This is a genomic window from Micrococcus sp. APC 4021 (assembly GCF_030407635.1).
Lineage (GTDB): Bacteria > Actinomycetota > Actinomycetes > Actinomycetales > Micrococcaceae > Micrococcus > Micrococcus luteus.
The window spans coordinates 1-4864 of the sequence record NZ_JASDCZ010000151.1 but is presented as its reverse complement, the minus strand read 5'-3'; the positions used below and the strand labels follow the sequence as shown (position 1 = coordinate 4864).

Genomic DNA, 4864 nt, shown 5'->3' with positions numbered 1-4864 from the left:
CGTGACCTCCCCGATCGTCCGCAAGCTCGCCCGCGAGAAGGGCGTGGACGTGGCCGCGCTGACCGGCACGGGCCCTCACGGCCTGATCACCCGCGCCGACGTGCTCACCGCGGCCGCGCTTGGACGGGCGGCTGCGGGAGGTGGCCTTGTGGCCGGAGGTGCCGTAGCCGATGAGCACGGCGCCGGAGGCCTCGTCGTCGGAGCCGGCGACGTCGCCGTCGCCGCCGCGGGCCTTGTCCGGCTTCGGCTGGACGCCGGCCATCTCCTCCTCGCGGTAGCTCAGCGCGCCGGGGTGGGCGGCCTCGGCCGCGGCCGCACCGGTGGACGGCGGGACGGCCAGGGACTCGGTGCCGGCGACGGGTGCGGAGCCCTCACCGGACTCGCCGGCCGCGCCGATGGTGATCAGCGGGCTGCCGACGTCCATGGTCTCGCCCTCGGCGCCGTGCAGGGTCAGCACGGTGCCGGCGTACGGGCTCGGCACCTCGACGAGGGCCTTGGCGGTCTCGACCTCGACCATGGGCTGGTCCACGGCGACGGTGTCGCCCTCGGCGACGAGCCAGCGGACGATGTCGGCCTCGGTCAGGCCTTCGCCCAGGTCGGGCAGCAGGAAGGTGTTGCTCATGCGCGGGCCTCCTCGGCGTCCAGGTCCCAGTTCAGGTCGTCGATCGCGTCCAGGATGCGGTCGATGTTCGGCAGGTGGTGCTCCTCGAGCTTCGGCGCGGGGAACGGGATGTCGAAGCCGGTCACGCGACCCACGGGCGCCGCCAGCGAGTGGAAGCAGCGCTGCTGGATCCGGGCCACCAGCTCGGAGGCCACGGACGCGAAGCCCTGCGGCTCGGCGACGACGACGGCGCGGCCGGTCTTGGCGACCGAGGCGGTCATCGTGTCCTCGTCCAGCGGGTTCACGGTGCGCAGGTCCACGACCTCCACCGAGAGCCCCTCCTCCGCGGCCGCGTGGGCGGCGGCGAGGCAGGTGGGCACGGAGGGGCCGTAGGAGACGAGGGTGACGTCCGTGCCCTCGCGGACGACGGCGGCGCGCGCCCAGGCCTCGCCGTGCTCCTTCTTGTCCTCGACGCGGGCCCAGCCCTCCTCGAACTCGGCGCGCAGCTGGTCGAGGTCGAGCTCGGCCTTGGTCCAGTACATCTTCTTGGGCTCCATGAAGACCACCGGATCGTCCAGGCGGATGGCCGAGCGCAGCATCATGTACGCGTCCTTCACCGAGGCCGGGGTGTACACCTTCAGGCCCGGGGTGTGCGCGTAGTAGGACTCGGAGGAGTCGCAGTGGTGCTCCACGCCGCCGATGCCGCCGCCGTAGGGGATGCGGATGGTGATCGGCATGGGCGTGGCGCCCTTGGTGCGGTTGCGCATCTTGGCCACGTGCGAGGCGATCTGCTCGAAGGCCGGGTACGCGAACGCGTCGAACTGCATCTCGATCACGGGGCGGGCGCCGCCGAGGGCCATGCCCACGGCCATGCCCGCGATGCCGGACTCGGCCAGCGGGGTGTCGAAGCAGCGCTCCTCGCCGAAGCGCGCGGTCAGCCCGTCCGTGATGCGGAAGACGCCGCCGAGGGTGCCGACGTCCTCGCCGAACACCACCACCATGTCGTCGGCGGCCATCTCGTCGGCCAGCGCCGCGTTGAGCGCGGCGGCGAAGGTCAGGGTCGCCATGCTCAGGCCTCCTGGTTCTCGGAACGGGACAGCTCCTCGGCCAGCTGCGCGCGCTGGGCGGCGAGCTGCGGGGTCTGCACGGAGTAGACGTGGTCGAACAGCTCGAGCGGATCGAGCTCCGTCTCGGCGTTCATGGCGTCACGCAGCTGCTGCGCGACGTCCTCGGCGTCGCGGGCGATCTGGGCCGAGACCTCCTCGGTGAGGGCGCCCGTGGACTCGAGATAGGCGGTCATCCGGCGCAGCGGGTCGCGCGCCTCCCACTCCTTCACCTCGGCCTCGTCGCGGTAGCGCGAGGGGTCGTCCGTGTTGGTGTGCGCCTGCATGCGGTAGGTGTCCGCCTCCACGAGGAAGGGGCCCTGTCCCTGCCGGCACAGCTCCACGGCGCGGCCCAGCACGGCCAGCAGGGCGCCGAGGTCGTTGCCGTCCACGCGCTCGCCGGCCAGGCCGTAGCCCACGGCCTTGTGGGCCAGGGACGGGGCGGCCGACTGCTTGGCGAACGGCACGGAGATGGCGAACTTGTTGTTCTGCACGAAGAAGATCACCGGCAGCTTGAACACGGCCGCGAAGTTCAGCGCCTCGTGGAAGTCGCCCTCGGAGGTGCCGCCGTCGCCGACCATGGCCAGGCACACGACCTCCTCGCCGCGCAGGCGGGCGGCCTTGGCCATCCCGACGGCGTGCAGCATCTGGGTGGTCAGGGGCGTGGACTGGATGGAGACGTGGTGCTTCCGGGGGTCGTAGCCCTGATGCCAGGTGCCCTGGTAGGCCACCATCACCTCGAGCGGCGGGACGCCGCGGGCGATCACGGCCACGGTGTCGCGGTAGGTCGGGAACAGCCAGTCGTCCTCGCCCAGGCAGACGGCGGCGGCCACCTCGGAGGCCTCCTGGCCGTGCGAGGACGGATAGACGGCCATGCGGCCCTGGCGCACCAGAGCGTAGGCCTGGTCGTTGACGCGGCGGCCGATGACGAGGTGGCGATAGGCGGCCAGCAGCTCCTCGTCGGAGGGCAGCGGATACTCGTGGCCGGGCTCGGTGCCCTGCTCCTCCGGGGCCAGCAGAGTGCCGTCCTCGCCGATCAGCTGGATGCGGCGGGCGGCGGGGAGCAGGTACTCCTCGAGGGAGATGCCGAAGGCGGCGCCGGCGTTCGGGCGGGTCTCGGCCTCGTCGGTCCGGGCGGCCCCGGGCACGGCGGGGGTGGGGTCACTCATGGCGGGTCCTCTCGATCTGTGGCCTTCAGTGTGCCCAAGAGGGTCAATGTGTCGCGCGCCCGCCCGGGATCACGAGACGATCCGGTGCAAATCAGGCACTCCATCGGACGAACTGCTATTGTGACTCGTGCCACGGAGACGGTCCGCCGCCGCGTGGCCGACCCCGTCCGCCCCGCCCCAGGAGGAGCCATGGCCGCCGAGCCGCTGGACCGCGTGGACCGCGCGATCGTCCGCGAACTGACGCAGGACGGGCGGATGTCCGTCGCGGCCCTGGCCGAGCGCGTGCACATCTCCCGCGCGCACTGCTACTCACGCCTGAACCGCCTGCAGGACGCGGGCGTGATCACAGGCTTCACCGTGCGGGTCGACCCCGTCAAGGTCGGCTTCGGGGCCTCCGCCCACGTGACCATGAAGCTGCGTCAGCACGACTGGCGCGAGCTGCGCGCCACGCTCCTGGCCATCCCCGAGGTCTCCCACGTCTCCCTCGTGGGCGGGAACATGGACGTGATCCTGCTGGTCCGCGCGCGGGACACCGCCGACCTGCGCCGCGTGATCTTCGACGAACTGCAGACCCTGCCGAGCGTCGTCGACACGCAGACCTACATGGTCTTCGACGACCAGGCCTCCGGGCAGACCATCCCCCCGGACGAGACCGCCGACTGAGCCGACGATCCGGTGCCCCCGGTCAGCGGGGGCGCACGAGAACGGGCGGCGGGTCGGCCACGGCCCCCGGCCCGCGCGGCAGCACCGCGGCGAACACGACCGCTCCGACCCCGCAGACGACCGCGAGGGAGCCGACGCCGACGGCCAGCCCGGCCGCGGCGGTCGCCCCGGAGAGCAGCAGCGGCCCGGCGAGCATCCCCGCGTCGGACATCGAGCGCCACAGACCGAGGAACTGGGCGCGCGCGTTCGGCGGCGAGTGGTCCGCCCCGAGGGTCATCACGATCCCCGCGCCGAAGCCGTTGCCGATGCCCAGCAGCACCGCCGCCGCCGCGAACGCCGTCGGCTCCCGGGTGAGGCTGATCGCCAGGAACCCCGCCCCCAGCAGGGTCAGGCACGGCACCGCCACGGCGCGCCGGCCGAAGCGGTCCATGAGCCGGCCCGAGGGGTAGAAGAGCAGCAGGTCCGCCGCGCCGGCCAGGCCGAAGACGAGCGACGCCGTCGCCGCGTCCAGGCCCAGGTGCGTGGCCCACAGCGGGATGACGGCGTTGCGCGCCGCGCGGGCGGCGGAGACGGCCACGACACCGAAGCCGGCCGTGAGCAGCGCCCCGCGCCGGGCGCGCGCCACGTCCAGCAGGCGAGGTCGTCCGGCCGGGCCGGGCTGCTCCCCCGCCGCCGGACCGGACGCCGGCACCGGCAGATCCCGGATCCGCAGGCACAGCAGGGCGCCGACGGCCATGGCCGCGGCGGCCGCGGCGAACGCGCCGTCCAGCCCGAGCGGGGCCTGCGCGGCGGCACCCAGGAACGGGCCCAGGAACGTCCCGATCCGCACGGTCCCGCCGAGCGTGGACATCGCGCGGGCCCGGTGCGTGGCCGGCACCGCCACCGCCAGGTACGCCTGCCGGGCCAGGTTGAACCCGGCCCCGGCCATGCCCACGGCGAGCACCGCGGCCAGGAACAGCGTCAGCCGCCCCGGCTCGGCCACCCCCGCCGCCGACGGCCCGGAGGACACCCCGGCCGTCGTCGCCCAGGCCAGGCCCGCGCCCGCCGTGCCGAGCACGGCGGAGACGACCATGGTGACCCGCTCCCCCGCCCGGGCCGCGAGCGCCGAGGCCGGCCCGTTGGCCACGAGCGAGCCGAGCCCCACCAACAGCACGACGGCGGCCGCCCGCGCCGCGTCCAGGCCGAGGGCCAGCGCCGCCACCGCGAGCGCGGGCGTCATGGCGCCCAGGCCGACGGCGTAGACGGTGGAGGGGGCGTAGATCTGCACGGCGCCGCGCAGCGCCTCCCGGGTGCGGGCGGCGGAGGCGGAGCGGGGACGCATGCCCGCG

At 74.2% G+C, this 4864-nt stretch carries 4 protein-coding genes and 2 pseudogenes; 2 read left to right on the top strand and 4 right to left on the bottom strand.

The annotated features are described in order from the left end of the window. Window position 1: 1 nt before the first annotated feature. Window positions 2–61 (top strand): annotated as a pseudogene (locus tag QL983_RS11465) (E3 binding domain-containing protein); the annotation flags it as partial. Window positions 62–106: 45 nt separating this feature from the next. Here QL983_RS11465 and QL983_RS10410 read toward each other — a convergent pair. From QL983_RS10410 to QL983_RS10400, 3 genes and pseudogenes are all read right to left on the bottom strand, one after another. Further along, a pseudogene (locus QL983_RS10410) lies at window positions 107–622 on the bottom strand (biotin/lipoyl-containing protein); the annotation flags it as partial. Next, window positions 619–1668, bottom strand: a complete 1050-nt coding sequence (locus QL983_RS10405; RefSeq protein ID WP_049159054.1) for a transketolase C-terminal domain-containing protein — start codon at window positions 1666–1668, stop codon at window positions 619–621. The gene QL983_RS10405 and the pseudogene QL983_RS10410, both read right to left, overlap by 4 nt. 2 nt (window positions 1669–1670) lie before the next feature. Beyond that, window positions 1671–2873 (bottom strand): thiamine pyrophosphate-dependent enzyme, encoded by a 1203-nt coding sequence (locus QL983_RS10400; protein WP_290152886.1) that lies wholly within the window; start codon window positions 2871–2873, stop codon window positions 1671–1673. A 189-nt stretch (window positions 2874–3062) separates the two neighbouring features. Between QL983_RS10400 and QL983_RS10395 the strand changes: the two genes are divergently transcribed. After that, on the top strand, window positions 3063–3536 hold the full coding sequence (locus QL983_RS10395; protein WP_036316705.1) for an Lrp/AsnC family transcriptional regulator: 474 nt from the start codon (window positions 3063–3065) through the stop codon (window positions 3534–3536). A gap of 22 nt (window positions 3537–3558) precedes the next feature. On the opposite strand, the gene QL983_RS10390 is transcribed toward QL983_RS10395, so the two are convergent. Further along, complete coding sequence (locus tag QL983_RS10390; protein ID WP_290152891.1) at window positions 3559–4857, bottom strand: MFS transporter; 1299 nt, start codon at window positions 4855–4857, stop codon at window positions 3559–3561. Window positions 4858–4864: the final 7 nt, after the last annotated feature.